Annotated in this window: 2 protein-coding genes; one reads left to right on the plus strand and one right to left on the minus strand. The window is 50.4% G+C overall.

What is annotated here, in order from left to right; genetic code table 11:
• Nucleotides 1-961 (plus strand): penicillin-binding transpeptidase domain-containing protein (locus KDK14_RS19350; RefSeq protein ID WP_257266846.1); only part of this gene is annotated, 961 nt, incomplete at its 5' end.
• A 6-nt stretch (nt 962-967) separates the two neighbouring features.
• On the opposite strand, the gene KDK14_RS19355 is transcribed toward KDK14_RS19350, so the two are convergent.
• On the minus strand, nt 968-2,224 hold the full coding sequence (locus tag KDK14_RS19355) for a malic enzyme-like NAD(P)-binding protein (protein WP_257266847.1): 1,257 nt from the start codon (nt 2,222-2,224) through the stop codon (nt 968-970).
• Between the last annotated feature and the right edge of the window lie 224 nt (nt 2,225-2,448).

Here is a 2,448-nt window from a genome sequence, read left to right on the forward strand (position 1 = left end):
GCCAAATAATGACAATATGAAGTTTAATGGCCCCATGCGTCTGCGTGAAGGTCTCTATCGCTCAAGAAACCTTGTATCTATCCGTGTTTTGCGTCAGTTGGGTATCAGCAAAACAGTTAACTATCTCAAGCAGTTGGGCTTCAAGGAAGAGTCTTTGAGCCGTGACCTGTCACTCGCTCTGGGCAATGTCTCCATGACCCCCCTTGAGCTGGCTTCTGGCTATGCAGTTTTGGCCAATGGCGGTTTCCGCATTGAGCCCTGGCTGATCCAGCGCATCGAAACCACCGATGAACTCATTTTTGCCGCCAGGGCAGCCATTGCCTGCAATGAAAGCTGTGTTGCCAGCCTGAATCAAGACACCATGGAGATTCAGGGACAGAGCCACCTTTTCAGCGATCCAGAGCATGAGGAAATGCTGATTCAGGAAGACACTTCACACACTGAACCCGGCGATCAGCCGATCATCGCCAAATCCGTTATGTCACCCCAGGTTAACTACATCATGAACGACATTCTGAATGATGTAATCTGGAAAGGCACCGGCAGACGGGCCCGGGAATTAAAACGACAGGATATCGCCGGCAAGACCGGAACCACCAATGATAGTAAAGATGCATGGTTTGTAGGCTTTAACCCGGATATTCTGACTGCAGTCTGGGTGGGTATGGACGACTTCTCAACACTCGGGCGCCTGGAATACGGAGCCAATGCAGCTCTGCCAATCTGGATTGACTATATGCATACCGCCCTGGATGGCAAGCCGGAGTATAAAACAGCTCAACCGGAGGGGATGATCACCCTGAAAATTTCACCAGAAACCGGAAACCTTGCCCTGCCCGGAGACCCCAACGCTATTTTCGAAATTTTCCTCCAGGAAAACGCCCCACGACATTACAGTGACGAAGGTCTGCCATCTCTTGGCGAGATGGACCAGGAATTTTCACCAGAAGATCTTTTTTGACGTTGCTCAAATATCCAGAACCGAACTCAAAGGGTAATGGACAGGGTATTCCACCCTGGCAACGCCAGAGTCAACTGCAGCCCGGGCTACAGCGGCAGAAACCGTGCCAAGCAGCCGGGAATCTGTTGGCTTTGGAATAATATAGTCCGGACCAAAACTCAGCTTAACACCACCGTAGGCATCCATAACCACGTCCGGAACAGGTTCTTTTGCCAGCTCCCGGATGGCATTAACGGCCGCAATTTTCATCGCTTCATTGATGCGAGAAGCACGAACGTCCAATGCTCCCCGAAAGATAAACGGAAAACCAAGGACATTATTTACCTGATTCGGATAATCTGAGCGCCCGGTAGCCATAATGACATCAGAACGAACCTCCCTGGCCAGCTCAGGACGAATCTCGGGATCGGGGTTGGCACAGGCAAAAACGATCGGTTTTTCAGCCATTTTCCCAAGCTGTTCCGGAGACAGAAGGTTAGCACCGGAAACACCCAGGAAGGCATCCGCGCCATCAATGGCATCATCCAGGGTGCGACAAGGCGTTGCAACAGCAAACATTGCCTTGTATTGGTTCAGGTCATTGCGCCTGGCATGGATAACACCCTTGCTATCCAGCATCAGAATATTGTCTGGCTTGAAGCCGCAGCTGATCAGCAGTTGCACACAGGCAATGGCTGCCGATCCGGCCCCCAGGCAGACCAACTTTGCTGCTTCAATATCCTTTCCGGCAATCTCAAGGGCATTGAGCATGGCCGCAGCCGTCACGATCGCAGTACCGTGCTGGTCATCATGGAACACCGGAATATCACAATCTTCAATCAAACGACGTTCAATTTCAAAACACTCAGGTGCTTTGATATCCTCCAGATTAATACCGCCAAAGGTGCAGGCAATTCGCTTCACAGTATCAATGAACGCCTGTGGGCTCTCAGATTCCACTTCAATATCGATAGCATCAACACCGGCAAAACGCTTGAACAGCAGAGCCTTGCCTTCCATAACCGGCTTACTGGCCAGTGCGCCCAGGTTACCCAGACCGAGAATCGCTGAACCATTACTGATGACTGCAACCAGGTTACCTTTGCCGGTATATCGATAGACATCTTCCGGATTTTCAGCAATCGCCCGCACTGGCTCTGCGACACCGGGGCTATATGCCAGGGAAAGATCCAGCGCAGTCTCTGCCGGCTTGGTAATTTCAATCGAAATTTTTCCAGGTTTTGGAAGAGCATGATAATCAAGTGCAGCTTGCTTCATTTCCATGAGTTTTACTGGTAAAGGAGGAGGTTATAAGAAAACCCAGAATATATGATGGAAATGGGGGTAACAAGATCAATTGGAAAAATAACAGGCCCACAAAAAAGGCGACTGATAAACAGCCGCCTTTTAACACCTTTCGATCGACAGGCTGCCAGTTCGATTACTTGCGAGCGCCCAGCTTGCCAAAACGCTTATTAAAGCGCTCAATACGGCCGCCGGTATCCATC

The organism is Endozoicomonas sp. ONNA2 (assembly GCF_024606365.1).
Classification (GTDB): Bacteria; Pseudomonadota; Gammaproteobacteria; order Pseudomonadales; family Endozoicomonadaceae; genus Endozoicomonas.